The following is a 16,913-nucleotide window of genomic DNA, read 5'->3' as shown; positions in this document are numbered from 1 at the left end:
CGAAATCCGCTACGAGGACAACCTCAACTTCTCGTTCGGCGTCGAGGCCAAGGACGGCGACAACGACACCGTCACTGCCAAGATCGACATCGTCATCGACGATGACGGCCCCAAGGCGAATGATGACAAGGGCGGCACATATGAGGAGCTGAGCTCGACCGATCTCGGCACAATTGCCGACTTCCTGCTGGCGAACGACCTGCCCGGCGCCGATGGTCTGGATTCACTGATTATCAACAACGGCGGCGTCGGCAGCCAGAGCGGCAAGCTCGAAATCATCAACGGCCATGTCTGGTACACCGCGCCGAATGTCCAGGACAATGCGACCGAGACCTTCAGCTACACCATCACCGACAAGGACGGCGATAGTTCGACCGCCAATGTCACGTTCAACGTCACCGATCGCGGCGGCGGCACGGGGGCGGTGACGCTCATCAATACCGCGCCGAATTATGAAGACGACCAATCGGCCCCGGCCGGTCAGGCGGCGAGCGATCCGTCGGATGGGCGCCTCAGCTTGCCGTTCCTGCTTCAGGTCACGCCGACCGATGCCGGCGACATGGTCGATTCCGTCACCATCACCGGGATTCCGTCCGGTGCCAGCGCGACCTTTGGCGCGCTCACCTTGCCGGTTGACGGCAGCGGCACCATTACCCTGGTGCGCGGCCAGAATGGCGGCACCTATAACGCACTCCTCGACGCCCTCACCTTGGGCGGCGCCACGGTCAACATCAAACTCGCCGAGCATGACGACCGCGATGTGACGCTGACCTTGAATGCCGTCGTCGACGGTGTTGCGATCACCCCCCCGGCCAGTGCCTCGGCGACTGTCGACGCGGTGGCGGCACAGCCGGCGCTGACCGATCCCGCCAACCAGTCGAACGAGGAAGCAACCCCGCTTTCGACGGTCTTCACTGTCAACACCACCGCGACCTTCGCCGATTTCGGCGACGGCAGCGAAAAGCAATACATCCTGATCAAGGCGCCGGCCGGCGATTGGAGCATCGCCGGTGTGGAGATTGCCGGCGGGACGGCGAGCGAAATTCCGGGCGGTCTCGCCAGCCATCCCGGCTATCTGGCCTTCGAGGTTACGGGCGTTGCCGATACCGGCAGTGGCGTCGTGCCGGTCAAGATCATCGTGAACGGCCCGGGCAACGTGGCCGGCACGACCGTCGGCGAGCTCGAGATCATTTCGCTGGCGGTCGATACGCCGACCGATGGCGAGCTCACCACGGGCAACAACTCGGCCGAGGCGTCGCAGAAAGTCAATCTCACCATCACCGACCGGACCGGCGGTGAGGATCTGGTGACCTTCGTTGGGGAAGGTGTCGGCGGCTATGAGGATGACGAGGCGACCTCGCAGGGCCAGACCGATGTCGATGAACCCTCGGACCAGCACCTCTCGCTGACCTTCAACCTGAAGGCGACGGCGTTCGATCCGGGTGACGCGGTCGACAGTGTCGTCATCGGCGGTTTCCCGACGGGTTCCACCGCGACCTGGTCGGGCCCCGGTGGTCTGACCCTCAGCTTCACGGTCGGCAGCGACAATACCATCACGCCGACCAGTGGCGGTGCCGGCACCGATGCATCGCGCGCGGCGTTCCTCGCCGATCTTATCGATGGCGACGGCGCCAATATCGTCGTGACGCTGCCCGAGCATGACTCGCGCGATGTCACCATCACCATGCAATCGACCATCGGCGGCACCGCGACAACGGGCGATCAAGCGCTTGCCATCGTCGACGCTGTGGCGGCGCAGCCGGGCTTCGCCGGTGACGTGCCCGGCAGCCAGTCGCTGGCGGAAGCCGGCGGTGCCACCACTTCCTTCAATATCCAGACGAATGTCGCCTTTGCCGATACGGCGGACGGCAACGAGAAGCAGTACATCCTGGTCAAGATTCCGGGCGACGGCTGGTCGATCCCCCTGGTGATCGGCAACGGCATTGTGACCTTCTACAATGCGGCGAGCCCGACCGCGATCCAGTTCGACGGCGCCGATATCGGCCATCCCGGCTATATCGCCATCGACGTCACGGATATTGCCGGCCCGGCCGCCTTCAACCTCGTGGTCTTTGTCAACGGCCCGGCCAATGTGCCGCCGGCGGGCGATAGCGAAACGATCGAGATCAAGGCGGTTGCGATCGATGCGGTCGAGGGCAGCGACATCACGCCCGACAACAACCAGGCATCGACCACGCAATCGGTGACGCTCACGGTCACCGACACCAAGCCGACGATCGACAGTGTCCAGACGGCGATCCGCGTGGATGAAGACGGCCTCTCCGGCGGCAATGCGGGCGCCCATGACGATGCGATCGGCGACGACACGACAACGGATTCCAAAACCTTCATCGGCCAGTTCGATTATACCGCGGGCAAGGACGCCATCACCGGGATCACCTTGGGCACCGCGCTCGGCCTCACCGGGCTCGAGACGCTGGACGGCCTCGCCGTCAAGACGATCTGGGATTCTGCGACCAAGACGCTGACCGGCTTCGCCGATGCCGACAATGACGGCCAGATGGATGACGGCGAGCGGCCGGTCTTTACCTTGGAGGTGACCGATGTCGCCGGCGGCGATTACACCTTCACCCTCAATGAACCGCTGAAGCACGAGAACAGCGAAGCGGAGGGCGACAATTACGAAGACGATCTCAGCTTCCAGATCAGCGTCAAGGTGACCGATGCCGACGGCTCGGAGAGCGAGACGGCCTTTGTCACCGTCAATATCGACGACGATACGCCGACTATCACCAAGGTGAATTACTCGGCGGCCCTGGGCGATCCGAATGCGCCGGTTGGCGGCGACAATCCCTATCCCTGGGATCATTCGCTCTCGATCGGGCGCGTCGACGAAGACTGGCTCTATGGCGGCAACGAGGACAAGGACGGCGCCAATACCAATGGCGACGAAATCGGCAGCAATGTCGTCACCGGCGTCGTCACCCATGAAGTCGGCGCCGACGGCTTGAAGTCCATGGGCTTCGTGGTGGGCGCGCAGAACGCGGATATCCCGGGTCTTCTGCGCGCCTATGACAACGCGCAGGTCAAGCTGCACTGGAATGACAGCAAGACCGAGCTGGTCGGCTTCGTCGGCGACAATTCCGGCTGGAGCAACGATTGGAACCAGGTCTTCGTCATCACCCTCGCGGTTCCCAGCGGCGGCTTCACTTTCACGCTCAAGGAAGCGATCGAGCATACGGCCGCGGCCACGCTCGAGAGCGACCACATCCTGAACTTCCCGGTCGCCATCATCGACAACGATGACGACGTTGCCACGGCGACGATCCAGATCGCGGTCAATGACGACCGGCCGGTCGCCTTGGACGACAATTTCGGCACAGAGACGGCGAATGCGAGCCAGACCCTGCTGGGCAATGTGCTGGACGACAACGGTAACGGTAAAGACAAATCCGGTGCCGACGGCTTCGCCGAAGGCGGCATTAGCGGCATCCTTTCGCCCGGCAATACCGTCGCCGGCGATGCCCAGAACGGCTGGACCATCACCATCGCCGGCAAGGGCGTCATCAAGATCGACGCCGGCGGCGATGTGTTCTTCACCGCCGATACGAGCCACAATTTCGGCAGCGGCGAGACTTTCAGCTTCGACTACCAGATCAAGGACAGCGACGGCGACGTCGATACCGCGACGGCGACCTTCGTGATCAAGAACCCGGCCGCGCCGGAGATCACCGCCAATGATCTTTATGTCGGCGAATCGAAACTGACCGTCTCCCCGGACCAGCCCTACAAGGGTTCGGAGCAGTTCAGCGCGCCGCTGACCGACAGCGACACGATCACGCTGCCCGCCGGTTTTGTCGTCACCAATCCCGGCATGTATAACATCGGCAACGGTTTCTTGACCATTTCCCAAATCGGCAACCAGGTCACCTACAGCTATACGCTGACCAAGGCGGTGGATGACGGCAGCCCCGAGACGAACGATGGCGGCAATGTGGTCGATAACGCCAATAATTTTGTTGTCAACTTCTCCGGCCCGTTCGGTGTCACCACGTCTCTCACGCTTCATGTCGATATCCAGGATGACGCGCCGATCGCCTATTTCGACTCGGATGCGCTCAATAACGGCGCGCTGACCACCGACGGCAATGTCATCACCGGCATCGGCACGGATATCGGCGCGATCAACGCCGACCGCGTCGGCGCCGACGGTGCCAAGCTGACGGCGATCGACGCCCAGCAGGCGAATATTCCGGCGGTCGTCGTCAACGATATCACCCACGGCGCCGGCTTCAGCATCCAAGGCCAGTACGGCACGCTGGTGATCTTCGAGGACGGTTACTACACCTATACTCGTCTCAACGGCGATCCCTTCGTGCCGCCGGTCATGCAAGTGTCGGACGTGTTCGATTACACGATCACCGACAAGGACGGCGACACCAGCAGCACGACGCTCACCATCCGCATCACCGACCAGGGCACGACGCTCGATTTGCCGGTGGCCGGCGAGGATGGGACCAAGGTTTATGAGGCCGGGTTGCCCGCCGGTTCGGCGGAGACGGCCGACGACATTCCCAATAACGAGCATTCGGAGAAGACCAGCGGAATTATCACCGTGACCGCGCCGGACGGCCTTGCTGGCGTCACGATCGGGGGTACTTTCATCTCCTATAACCAATTGGCCAATGGCCCGCTGCCGACGACCCTTTTTGTGGCCGGCAGCCATTCGGGCTCAATCACCATCGACTGGTTCAGCGGCAACAGCGCCGGTGGCCAGATCGGCTATACCTATGCGCTGACCACGAATACCAGCGGCGACGACACGACGGACAGCTTCCCGGTCGTGGTTCACGATCTGGACGGCGACCAATCGAGCGGCAATCTCGTCATCGACATCGTCGATGATGTGCCGAATGCCGAGAATGACGGCAATCACGTGGTGGTGGCGATCAATGGCGATGCCACGCCGGAGATCTCCTTTGGCGCGGCCACGGGCCTGCTCTCGAACGACGTCCTTGGCGCCGACGGCGCGTCGATCTCGAACATCGCTTTCGACGGCAATAATTACGCGCCGGTGGCCGGGTTCATCACCATCCCGGTGGATGGCGGCACGCTGACCGTGAACGCCGCGAACGGCGCCTGGAACTACAATCAGAGCAGCGCCATCGCGGCGCCCAAGACGCTGACCTTCACCTACACGCTGACCGACGGCGATACCGATTTCGACACCGCGACCTTCAGCATCGAGCCGAAAGCGGCGGAGAAGCCGAGCTTTACCGTCGAGACGGTGAAGCTGGACGAAGACGGTCTTGCCAGCAATGCCGGGGATCAATCCGGAAACGGCGATGACGACCAGGATGCCGGCGACAGCGGGGAAGGTCTCGCGCTCCCCGGCGACGGCCGCGGCACCGAGGCGGTGTGGCAGCAGAGCATCTCGGTCAATTGGGGCGGCGATGTGGGCACGCTCACCGTCGGTTTCGCCCAGAGTTCCGGCGGCTTCGTCCAGAACGGCAACGGCGAGTTCCTCCGTACCGCGGATGGCGAGCGCATCGCCTGGTCGGCGACCAATGGGGTCAGCTATGAGTCGATCACGGCCTATGCCGAGGGCGATAACAGCAACAACCCCGTCTTCACGATCCATCTGACCGAGACGGGCGTGCTGACGGTCCATCTCTATCAGGCGCTGCAGCATGCCACCGGCGGGCAGGAGAACAACCTGACCTTCCCGATCTGGATCAACGCCACCAACGTTGCCGGCGACGAATTCAAGGTGGTTACCGTCAATATCGACGACGACGTGCCGACGCTCGCCGCCAACGAACAGAATATCTCGGCGATCGTTGACGAGACCGATCTCGACACGAATGACAGCGAGAATTTCTCGTCCTTCTTCACGCCGACTTACGGCGCCGACGGCGCGGGCGGTGTCGGCAATTATGTGCTGGGCGTCAGCGCCGACGGCGCCGATTCCGGCCTCATCGATACCGCGACCGGGAATCATATCTTCCTGTTCCTGGTCAACGGCCAGGTCATCGGCAAGGAAGGCTTCGACGCCGCATCGGCCGAGGGCAGCGGTGCCACGGTTTTCGTCGTCTCGGTCGACAACGTTTCGGGCGAGGTGACGCTGGACCAGCAGCGCGCAATCCAGCATCCGACCGGCGCTCACAACGAGCCGGCCTTCCTCCTCACCGACGACCTCATCACGCTCACTGCCACGGTGGTCGACAAGGACGGCGATACCACGACTGCGACCGCCAATATCGGCCAGAACCTGGTCTTCCTGGATGACGGCCCCACGGCCAATGCGCTGACCAGCGTCACGCTGGACGACGATGCGCTGACGGGCGGCAATCCGGACGGCACCGGCGACCAGAATCCGGATACGTCCGGTACCGTCGGCTCGCTCAATGTCGATTTCGGTGCCGACGGCCGCGCCACCACCGGCGGCCTCACCGGCTATTCCTTCACCGGTATCTCGACGACTCCGTTCATCCCCAGCATTTTCCAAGTGCCAACGGGTGCGAATGCCTGGGTGGTGATGCAGGGCAGCGTCGAGATCTTCAAGCTAGAGATCACCGACCTCGCCACGGGTGCCTACAAGATCACCCAACTCAACCCGCTGCAGCATCCGGCAGGGCTGAACGAGAACGACATCACGTTCCGCATCTCCCTCACCATCCGCGACAATGACGGCGATACCACGATCGCCGACATCGACGTCACCATCGACGACGATACACCGCTGGCGAAGGACGACGATTTCGGCGAGAAGGACGCGGTGCTGAACACGGCGGTCGCCATCGGCAATCTGCTGGTCGACAATGGCAGCGGCGCGGACAAGGGCGGTGCCGACGGCCTCGCCACCAACCCGATCACCAATGTGACGCATGCGACCGGCACGGTCGCGGGCGATGCGGCCTCGGGCTGGACCATCACCCTGGCGGGCAAGGGCGTCATCACCATCGAAGCCGATGGCGACGTCACCTTCACCCAGGCCAATGGAGCGACCATCGCGCCCACGGGCGAGGATTTCACCTTCGGCTACGAAATCAGCGACAAGGACGGCGACAAATCGACCGCCACGGCCACCTTCGAGATGGACGGCGCGGTGCTGGATGTCTTCGTGGTCGGCGAGAATGTCCACGACCAGAACGGCGAGCCGACCGACCACCGCATCGACGATTCACCCAACGCGCCGGACGGTGCCATCGACGGCGCCGGCGGCAACGATCTGTTGATCGGCGATGTGGGGGGGGCTGAAACCATCGTGGTGCCGGGGCAGAATTACTCGATCGCCCTCATCTGCGACATGTCGCTCAGCATGGACGGTGCGCGCGAGACGCTGCTGCGCGATGCGGTCGAAGCTTTCGTCGAAAGCATCGCCGGCTTCACCGGCAACCTCAATATCGGCCTCATCGCCTTCGGCTCCACGGCCGCTCTCGAATATCAGGTTGTCGGGCTCAATGCCGGTAATGTCGATGAACTGGTGGACCAGATCCAGGATCTCTTCGCCGGCATGAATGGCAGCTACACGAATTACGAAGCTGCCTTCGATGCCGCGAACGAATGGTTCGTCGACCAGAACGAGGACGGCTACAGCACCTACAACAAGCTGGCCTATTTCATGACCGACGGCGATCCCACCGTCTATACCGGCGGGCCGGAGACGACCGGCGTCGACGATATCGACATGAAGCGCGGGCACGATGCCTATCTCGACCTGCTCGCCGACCACCCCACGGCGGCGGTCCATGCGATCGGCATCGGTTCGGGCGTCACCGAATCGCGTCTCGAATTCTTCGACAACACGAACGTGGTTGCCAATAACGGCACCTACGGCTCCGGCGGCAATCTGATCTCGAACGCCCCGCTGGGCGACCCGCTGGTGATCCAGACGGCGAACGAGCTGACGGCCGCGTTGCAGGGCGGCTCCAGCAGCTCGACCCCCGATCCGGTCGGCGACGATATCGTCAACGGGGCGGGCGGCAATGACGTGATGATCGGCGACAGCATCTATTACGGCGCGCCCGATGCCGGCTGGGAGGCCTTCAAGGCCGCCAATCCGGGCAAGACGGATGCCGAGTTGCGCGCGCTCATTCTGGCCGATCTCGGCAATTTCACCAAGGAAGGCACGATCGGCGGCAACGACACGATGAATGGTGGCGCCGGCGAAGACCGGATCTACGGTCAGGGCGGCAACGACCAGATCACCGGCGGCACCGGCGACGACAATCTCCAGGGCGGCACCGGCAACGACACCTATCACTTCGCGGCCGGCGACGGCGACGACGTGATCTTCGAGGCCAAGGGCGCGGCCGACACGGTGGTGATCACCGATGCCGACGGCCCCCCGCCGGCGGTGACCAAGGACGGCAACGACCTGCTCATCACCTATAACGGCGGCGAGACGATCCGCGTCGACGATCACTTCCTCAATTATGTCGATGGCACCAATAACCAGCAGATCGAGTTCATCGTCTATAACGGCATCACCTATGCCCTGCAGGCGAATGAGCCCTATCTCGCGCTGACCCAGACCGCCCAGATCACGGCGATCAGCGACGATACGGGGGCGCCCGGCGACTTCGTCACCAGCGATATTTCGCTGACGGTGAACGGCACCAATACGGCGCTGGCACCGGGGCAGATCGTGGAGATCAGCATCGACGGCGTCACCTGGTTCGCCGTCAACCAGCAGACCGGCACCACCTGGAACTATGCCGATCCCAGCAACCACCCGACCGACGTCACCTATCAGGTGCGCGTGAAGGATGCCAACGGCATCACCGGCCCGGTCGACAGCCAGTTGGTCGATATCGACACGGCGGCGCCCAATGCGCCGACGATCCTGGGCATCGACGACAATGCCGGCGTGTTCCTGGGCAATGTCATCAATGGCGGCAACACCGACGACACCACGCCGACCGTTCGCGTGGGCCTCGCCGGCACCGGTGCCGTGGCGGGCGACAAGCTCGAACTGTTCGACGGCGTCACCTCGCTGGGCGTGTTCACGCTGACCGCCGGCAATATCACCGACGGCTATGTCGATATCATGGCCGGGCCGCTGGGTAGCGGCGGTCACAGCTTCACCGCCCAGATCACCGACATCGCCGGCAATATCGGCGGCGTTTCGGGCAGCTATGCCATCGACATCAACCAGACGCCGGTCGCTCTGGACAACGTCGTGAATGGGGGTGAAGCGACGTCCGCAGACATCACCTTCGCCTCCCTCCTGGCGAACGACAGCGATCCGGACAGCGATCCGCTGAGCATCGTTTCGTTCGGCAACGCCGTCGGCGGTATCGTTACGAAGGATGACGTCAACGGCAAGTTCGTCTTCACCCCGAATGCCGGCGAAACCGAAGGTACTTTCGAGTACACCATCAGCGACGGCCAAGGCGGTACTGCGACGGCCACGGTGACGGTCAACTTCACGGTCGATACCAATCCGGTCGCGAACGACGACGCCAGCCAGGCCTATGTCACGGTGACGCAGGTGCCGGCGTCCGAGAGCTGGGCTGAGGTCTCGGGCAAGTCATGGAACTTCGAGACGGCGGTGGTCGTCACCAACTCCATCTTGCCCTCGGCTGGCGGCGCTAACGACGCAAGCTGGGGTTACAACGGAAACTACTCCAGTGGTAGCCCGTCCAATGGCCCAACCGGTCCGGGTGGTGGTGACGATTTCCTGCGGATTACGGATATCAACAATGGCAATGCAGCATCGACGCAGTACTCGACGCCGACCTTTACTATCGGCAGCGACGGCGGCAGGGTCACTTTTGACGCTACTCTGACCAACAACGGCACCGAGACCTACACTCTTTATAAGTGGGTTAGCGGTGCTTGGGACGATGTGACCGGCGCTACAAATGTCGCAATCACAAATGGCTCAAATACGGTTGCCATAACCAGCGATGGCACATACCGGGTTGTGTTTACCGTTACAGACACCAGCCCGAGCGGTGATAACAGCCAGAACAATCGCGCCAGCATCACCATCGATGACGTTGTGGTGCAGAACAAAGTCGTGACTCCCGCCTCCACGATCTATACCGGGGAAGCGATCAGCGGCAACATCAGCTCCAACGACAATTCCGGTGCCGATGCCACGCATATCTGGGTCCAGGATGCGGCCAATGTCTGGCACGAGATCACTGCGAACAACACGGTGATCAACGGCCAGTATGGCACCCTGGTCATCGATATGAATGGCACCTATGACTACACGCCGAACAGCAACAGCGGTTCCGTCGGCCAGGCGGAGGATTTCCTTTACAAGCTGCAGGAGACCGGTGATCCCAGCGACTTCGATGAAGCGCATCTGGTCATCGGGATCGGCACCCAGGTTGATGGTGACGGCAATGCCAACACCATCGCCGGCACCGCGCAGGCCGACAAGCTGAACGGCAATGGCGGTGATGACACCATCTTCTACACGCTGGGCGACGATGTCGACGGCGGGGCCGGCACCGACATTCTCGACCTCTCGCTCCTTGGAGCGGGAACGTTCGATCTCGGCAGTGCGATTGCCGGCGACAAGATCGACAACATCGAGACGATCCGGTTGTCCAGCTCGGGAGACCAGACGCTCGTGCTCAGCGCGCAGGATGTCATCGATGTGGGCAGTGCCACCTTCGATCCGACCGACGGCGGCTTCCGACCCACGAGGGATGTGGTCACGATCGAAGGCAATGCCGGTGACACCTTGAAGTTGGATGACGCGTCAGGTCTCTGGCACGACATCACCAGCAACGTCACCGGCGAGCCGTCGGGTTACAAGGTCTATGCCTTCGATAGCGATGGCAATACCGGTACTGCCGGTGACATCACGGCTTATGTGTTTGTCAGCCAGAACGTGGTTGTCGTCGATAGCGACAACAACGTGATCTAAGCCTGATCGCGGCTGTTTTGGATTAAGGCGGGGCCATGTGCTCCGCCTTTTTCTTTCGGCGATTGCCAGAATCCGGTATCGCTTTCTAAGGTGGCGAGGTTGCAAACACATCACGCGCGGGAGTGCCGATGCCGTTGACCGAGTTCGAGATGAGACAGCCCGTGAAACCGCGCCGGGCCTGGGTGGTGTTTCTGTTCTCGCTGGTCCTGCCGGGCTTCGGGCAGTTTCATGCGGGGCATCCCTGGCGCGGTCTCCTCTGGTGGGGCGTGGTGGTGCTGGCGGGGCTCGGTGTGGCCTTCACTTTCCGCTGGGTCTGGCCGGATTTTCCAAAGGCGGCGTTTGGCATCGGCGGGGCGCTGCTGATTCAGGTGCTGGGTGCCGTCGATGCCGTGCGCATCCTGCGCCGGGATCAACGCGCGCGGGCCGAGCGGCCCTTGCCGCGGCTCAGATTCTATTTCGCCTATGTGGTGGGTCTCTTCGCGCTCAACCTCGCCGCCTATGAAGTGGCGCCCGTCGACGCATCGGTCGAGACCTTCTCGATCGCCTCGGGCAGTTCATTGCCCAATCTCGTGCCCGGCGATCGCATCCTTGCCGCCAAGGCACCTGGGCACCGGGCGGTGCTGCGGCGTGGCACCTTTGTGCTCTATCAGAAGGAGGGCACGGTCTTCATCCATCGCCTGGTCGGCTTGCCCGGCGATGTGGTGGCGATAACGGCGGATGGCCATCTGTCGCTGAATGGCGGTGCGCTCACGGCCCTGCCCGACGGCACCTATCCGCGGGAATACGGCGCGCCGCTGGCGCGTTTCCGCGAGACGCTGCCGAACGAGGGCGGAACCGACGCCAGCTATCCGATCCTGCGTGACCTCGAACGCAACTCTTATCCCGATACCGCCATCCTGGTGCCGGACGGCCATATCTTCGTGCTGGGCGATAACCGGGATGCCACCCGCGACAGCCGCTATGACGGCCCGGTGCCGATTGCCGACATCGTCGGCCTCGCAAGTTTCATCTATTGGCCGGGGGCCGAGCAGGATACGCGCGACTGGTCGCGGATCGGGCAGTCTCTGTTGCCTTATTGAGTGGGCCGCAGGTTGCCATCGGCCACGGCTTTCCCTAAAACTCTGGCCCATGACCGAGACCGTGACTTCCTCCCTCGCTGCGGAACCCGCCCGGCGACCGCGTTTGTGGCGCCTTTGGCCCTGGGCCGTGCTGGCTTTGGCGAGCCTGGGGGCAGCGCTTTATCTGCGCTATGGCCTGATTGAGAACACGCCGGTGGGGCTTTCCTGCCAGGCGGCAGATGCGCCCTGGTATTGCGGGCCGCGCCTGCTGCTCATCCAGTTCCACATGGCCTGGGGCTGGTCCTACGCAGCACTTCTGGGCGGCGGCTTGGCGCTGGCGAAACGCTGGCGATGGGCGATCGGCCTCGGCCTCGCGGCGGGTGCCGCCGGCCTCGTCCTCTACAATGCCGGCCCTGCCGGGGCGGGCTTCATCCTCAGCCTGTCGGCGCTGTTGCGGCGCCGTTAGCCGCGAAGGCGGCATCCCGCCGCCAGGCACCGGCGAGGTTGAGGGTGAGGAGGGCCAGGATCGCCACGAAGGCGAGGGCTTCCAGATTCTTCGGGCCTTCCGCCCAGAGAAGATAAAGCCCGCATCCGACGAAGATCGCGCTGAAGACGCGCGAGAGGCGGCCATCGGCGAGATCTGGATCGGCCGAGGGTTTCAGGAAGACGCCGGCGCGGATCTGGATCACCAGGAAGAGGATCGCGGGCAGGCCATAGGTCGCCAGCGGAAAGCCGCGATAGCGCCCGTCGAAAGCGAGCGCCAAAGCCACCGTCGCCGCCCCCACGAAGACCGCGAAACGCAGCAGGCCCACGAAGGGGACCGGCATCCGCGCCTGGGCCGCCCAATCGACCGCCGCCGCCAGGGGCGCCGTGCCCAGGGTCGGCATGGGCCGCAAGGCCAGGGTGAGGACCAGGAGCGATTGCAGCAGCAGCCCGGTCTCGACCGCGCCGTCGAAGCCCGAGACCGTGATCAGCGAGGCGCGGTCCAATTGCAGCGCCACGGCCGAGCCGCCGGCCAATGCCAGGAAGGAAAAGAGCCAGGCCGCGCGCCAGCCGGCGGTGACGTTGCGGAAGCGCGCGATCCCTAGGCAAACAAGGCCGATGGCGACGGCCAGGCCGGCCTTGGCCTGCCAATCCGGGTGATTGCTCACGGGGCCGAACCAGTCGAACTTGGCCATGCGCGCGCCGTCGAAGATGCCCCAATAGCCGCCGACCGCCCCTTCCTGGTGGCGCTTCCAGGGCTGATCGAAGGCTTCGATGATGTTGTAATCAATGCCGCGCGCGGCGACGTCGCGCATGAAGAGGCGGAGATATTTCGCCTGTTCGACGAGGCTGGGCACCGCATCCTCGCGGGCGCGGCCGGCCGAGGGCCAGCCGGTCTCGCCCACCATCAGGACCTTGCCGGGAAACTGCGCCTGCATCGTCTCCAGCACATAATCGAGATGATGGATGGCCTCCTCGGCGGGTTTTGGATCGTCTTCCCAATAGGGAAGGAGGTGGATGGTCATGAAATCGACCGCGTCGACGAGGGATTGCGGCGCCTTCTGCCAGAAGCCCCAGACATCGGCGTAAGTCGTGGGCAGGCCGGTCGCAGCCTTCACGCGCGTCACCAATTCGGCAAGACGTTCGCCGCTCTGCTCGCCGCGCAGGAGGACCTCGTTGCCGACGATGATCGCCTTCACGGCCTGTGGGTATTCCCTGGCGAGTTCGATCGCGCGGGCGATCTGCGGCTCGTAGGATTCCGGCTCGCTGCCGATCCAGATCCCCAGCAGCACCTGCATCTGGCGCTCGGCGGCCAGCGGCACGGTCTGGTCGATACCCTGGTCGGTCGCATAGATGCGCACGCAATCAGTGACCGGCTTCAGATGGTCGAGATCGGCGGCGATCTGTTCGGGCGGGATCACCAGCGTCCGGTCATAGGGCGTCTGGTCGCCCTGGAAGGGCGTGTAGCTGACACAAGCGAGCTTGGGGTCGGGCGCAGGCGGCAGCTCGATGCCGCGTCCGATCCAGGCCCAGAAACCGTAGGTGAGTGCTGCCGCCAGGAGGAGCGGCGGCAGCCAGCGCAGGAGCGTCCCCATGATCGGGCCTATGCCGCTTCGCGTTCGGGGGTGGGGCCCATGCCGTCGGGACCTTCCGGCCCTTTGGGCGTGCGGCCGTCGGCCAGGGCGATCGCCGCCTGGAGCGAGGGCTGCTTCGGCCGCTTGCCGCGGCCGAGCCGGAGCGCGTTGATCATCGAGAGCACCAGCGCCGCGCCGAAGGGCAAAGCCTGGACGAAGCAGAGGATCGCCCAGAGCCGCGCATCCTGCTCGATCCAGCGTTCATGGAGCGTGAGGAGGCCGCAGCCGATGAGCATCAGGAAAACCAGCGTCTCCTCCCAGGCGGTGACGATGCCGCGCAGGGCCGCCGGGGCGTTCTCCATCTTCGGCGTGCGGTGGAAGGGGAGGTTCGAGGTAAAGACACCGCGCCAGACCGCCTTGCCGACCGCGTAAGAGAGGGCGAGGCCGGCGAGGCTGGCACCGAGATTGTCGAGGAAGGAGCAGGGTACCTTCTCGGCATAGAGCCAGAACGACTTGCCGACCTTGAACAGGAACATGCCGATGGTGACGAAGAGATAGAGCGCCAGCGGCGGCGCGATCAATTGCGGGTAGAACACCATGCCCAGCGTCCAGGCGATGGCCAATGCCACGAAGGACAATTGCAGGCCGTCGGCGATCCAGGGCAGCCAGCCCGCCAGGAACTGGTATCGCTGCGAGGGTTCCAGGCGCTTGCCGCTGAAGGGCAGCAATTCGCGCCAATGCTTTTTGAGGATCTGCATCGCGCCATAGGCCCAGCGGTACCGCTGTTTGCGATAGGCGTCGAAACTGTCCGGCATCAGGCCGCGGCCATAGCTCTTCTCGGTATAGACCGCGCGGTGGCCGCTCTCGAAGAGCTTGAGGCCCAGTTCCGCATCCTCGGTGATGCACCATTCGCTCCAGCCGCCGACATCGGTCAGGGCCTGGCGGCGAATGAGCGCCATGGTGCCGTGCTGGATGATCGCGTTCTTCTCGTCGCGGCTCTTCATGCCGAGATGGAAGAAGCCGGCATATTCCCAGAAGCACAGGCGCTTGAAGAGATCCTCATGGCCGTCGCGATAATCCTGCGGCGCCTGAACCAAGGCCACCTGCGGATCGGCGAAATGCGGCACGAGGTCCGAAAGCCAGCGCGGCCGCACGACATAATCGCTGTCGATGGTGGCGATGATCTCGGCTTGGGGATGCGTCACGGTGAGGGCGTAATTGAGCGCACCCGCCTTGAAGCCCGGCCATTTCGGCAGATGGAAGAAGCGGAAGTTCGGGCGGTTGAGGCTGTTGATATAAGCCTCGACCGGCTGCCAGACCGCATCGTCCTTGGTGTTGTTGTCGATGATGAGGACTTCGTAATCCGGATAATCGAGCTTCTCCAGCGCCTGGATGGTCTCGATCATCATGTCGGGCGGCTCATTATAGCAGGGCACATGTACCGACACTTTCGGCACCCGCCAGGAGGCATGAAGCGGCGGCGGCACCAGGCGGCGCTGGGTCTGGCCCAGCCACAGATTGACCGCCATCTCGAGCCCCTCGATGAGGAAAATGGCGAGCAGCAGCAGGAAGGCCGGCGCCACCGCGGCGAGCGCGATCAAATCGTAGAGCGAGAGATAGAGCTGGCTGTATTGGGCGTAGATGAGGACGGCGGTGAGCACGCCGCCATAGCCCAGAAGGGCAATGAAGAAGCGGCCGCGCCGGCTCATCCCCAATTCCGAGCGCAGCATGAAAAGGACGAAGGGCAGGCCGATCACCACCGAGGCGATGGCAAAGTTCTGCCAATCGGCGAAGTTGATGAGGGTCCCCTCGAGCGCCGGCTTCAATTGCCGGTCGGCGTTCCACAGGCCCCAATAGGCACCGACGCCACCTTCGGTCTTGATCTTCCAGGGCTGGTCGAAGGCTTCGATCACGTTGTAATCGATGTTCTCCTTCTTCGCCTCGAGGAGGAAGCGGCGGACGAAGATGCCCTGATTGACCGGCGAGGCCTCGGCGCCGCCGGTGCCCTGGTATTCCGCCGGCTCTTCCGGCAACGTGTTGCGGGTCAGACCTTCGCTCGGCCAGCCGACTTCGCCGATGAGGATGCGCTTGTCCGGATAACGCTGCTGGACCGCGCGATAGCGCTCCATCGTCCACTTCACCGCCTGGTTGACATCGATGCCGTTCCAGAACGGCAACAGATGGACGGTGATGAAATCCACCTCGGCGACCAGATCGGGATTCTCGAGCCATAGATCGAAGGGTTCGGCGGTGGAGACCGGCACGTCTGTGGCGGCACGCACGCGGCGCAGATAGCCGATGAGGAGCGATTTCGCTTCGTCGAAATCCATCGTCTCGGTCGGTTCGCGATGCCGATGCAGGAATTCGTTGCCGATGATGAGCTGGTTGACGCTGCCGACATCGTGGGCGATGGCGATGGCGTTGGTGATTTCCTGCTCGTTGAGCGTGGTGTCGACATCGATCCAGGCGCCGGCGGTCACGGTCAGGCCCAGCTCGGCGGCGAGGGCCGGAATGCGGCCCATGATGCCGGAGGATTCGTAGGTGCGGATGGACCGCGTCTGGGCTGCGATGACGGCAAGATCGGCCCGGATCTGATCCTCGGTCGGATCAAGCCGCGTCAGCCCGGGGTCTTGCCGCCAGGCTGCATAGGAAAGGCTCTTGAGATCCCCCTCGAAGGGATTTTCCTCCACCGGCCGGTTCATCACGAACCAGACAGCCGCCACCATGACGGCCACGGCGAGGCCGATCAGCCAATTGCTCAAACGCATGTGTTGTCCGAATTCTCGAGAAGAGCTTTAGCGCCAGAAAATCCGCTCTTCCCGGGTTTTTTGCAAGTGCTCCCTGTAGCCCGGCGTGACAAGAAAACGTGAGGCCTCTGGGATAGTTCCGTGACCGGGAGAGGATGCGGCGGTTCCGCCGCAGGGTGGGGCCTAGCTATCGCTGCGC

At 63.4% G+C, this 16,913-nt stretch carries 5 protein-coding genes; 3 read left to right on the top strand and 2 right to left on the bottom strand.

The window, feature by feature from the left end; all coding sequences use genetic code 11:
• From ACE3PR_RS11065 to ACE3PR_RS11055, 3 genes are all read left to right on the top strand, one after another.
• Window positions 1–10,852 (top strand): DUF5801 repeats-in-toxin domain-containing protein (locus ACE3PR_RS11065; protein WP_374371659.1); only part of this gene is annotated, 10,852 nt, incomplete at its 5' end.
• 128 nt (window positions 10,853–10,980) lie between these two features.
• The gene (gene lepB, locus ACE3PR_RS11060) at window positions 10,981–11,931 is read left to right on the top strand and encodes a signal peptidase I (RefSeq protein WP_374371657.1); all 951 of its coding nucleotides are present in this window, start codon (window positions 10,981–10,983) and stop codon (window positions 11,929–11,931) included.
• A 49-nt stretch (window positions 11,932–11,980) separates the two neighbouring features.
• The gene (locus ACE3PR_RS11055) at window positions 11,981–12,376 is read left to right on the top strand and encodes a hypothetical protein (RefSeq protein WP_374371655.1); all 396 of its coding nucleotides are present in this window, start codon (window positions 11,981–11,983) and stop codon (window positions 12,374–12,376) included.
• Here ACE3PR_RS11055 and ACE3PR_RS11050 read toward each other — a convergent pair.
• Window positions 12,345–13,988, bottom strand: coding sequence for a glycosyl hydrolase family 17 protein (locus tag ACE3PR_RS11050; RefSeq protein WP_374371653.1), 1,644 nt, complete (start codon window positions 13,986–13,988; stop codon window positions 12,345–12,347). The two genes, ACE3PR_RS11055 and ACE3PR_RS11050, sit on opposite strands and share 32 nt — an antisense overlap.
• A gap of 8 nt (window positions 13,989–13,996) precedes the next feature.
• Window positions 13,997–16,735: a glycosyltransferase family 2 protein gene (locus ACE3PR_RS11045; protein ID WP_374371651.1), complete on the bottom strand. Its 2,739-nt coding sequence runs from the start codon at window positions 16,733–16,735 to the stop codon at window positions 13,997–13,999.
• Window positions 16,736–16,913 lie beyond the last annotated feature (178 nt).

Origin of the sequence: Dongia sp. (assembly GCF_041909655.1) — a bacterium.
Lineage (GTDB): Bacteria > Pseudomonadota > Alphaproteobacteria > Dongiales > Dongiaceae > Dongia.
Note: the sequence above shows the minus strand (reverse complement) of the source record. Positions and strands in the feature narration are given on the sequence as shown.

Excerpts from the sequence above, each read along its gene's own strand:
- lepB (WP_374371657.1), top strand. The coding sequence starts at position 10,981 with ATGCCGTTGACCGAGTTCGAGATGAGACAGCCCGTGAAACCGCGCCGG.
- ACE3PR_RS11055 (WP_374371655.1), top strand. The coding sequence starts at position 11,981 with ATGACCGAGACCGTGACTTCCTCCCTCGCTGCGGAACCCGCCCGGCGA.
- ACE3PR_RS11050 (WP_374371653.1), bottom strand. The coding sequence starts at position 13,988 with ATGGGGACGCTCCTGCGCTGGCTGCCGCCGCTCCTCCTGGCGGCAGCA.
- ACE3PR_RS11045 (WP_374371651.1), bottom strand. The coding sequence starts at position 16,735 with ATGCGTTTGAGCAATTGGCTGATCGGCCTCGCCGTGGCCGTCATGGTG.